This is a genomic window from Diplocloster modestus, from assembly GCF_019042245.1.
Classification (GTDB): Bacteria; Bacillota; Clostridia; order Lachnospirales; family Lachnospiraceae; genus Diplocloster; species Diplocloster modestus.
This window is the reverse complement of the sequence record NZ_JAHQCX010000050.1, coordinates 1-348: the sequence shown is the minus strand read 5'-3', so window position 1 is coordinate 348 and position 348 is coordinate 1. Positions and strand designations below refer to the sequence as shown.

Sequence of the window (348 nt, the reverse complement as noted above, 5' to 3'; positions counted from 1 at the left end):
GATGGAGATAAAGGGATTCGAACCCTTGACCCCCTGCTTGCAAGGCAGGTGCTCTCCCAACTGAGCTATACCCCCGTAAATCTGGCATCCACCTGCTCTCCCATACCGTCACCAGTATAGTACCATCGGCCGCTTAAGTCTTAACAAACGTGTTCGGAATGGGAACGTGTGTGTCCCTTAAGCGCATCGACACCAGAAATATATATAAAGTTATCTGCGATCTATGTATTTCCAATTTTCACGAGGATAGTTGTAATTTCTCATAGACCGACTTGATAACTAAACAGTAAAACAACCCTTACTTCTTCTTCCTTAGAAAGGAGGTGATCCAGCCGCACCTTCCGATAC

The 348-nt window shown here is 45.7% G+C and carries 1 tRNA gene and 1 rRNA gene; both read right to left on the bottom strand.

The features are described from left to right. Positions 1-2 precede the first annotated feature (2 nt). A tRNA-Ala gene (locus tag KTH90_RS24765) sits at positions 3-75 on the bottom strand. A 4-nt stretch (positions 76-79) separates the two neighbouring features. Beyond that, positions 80-197: ribosomal RNA gene (gene rrf, locus KTH90_RS24760) — 5S ribosomal RNA — on the bottom strand. Positions 198-348: the final 151 nt, after the last annotated feature.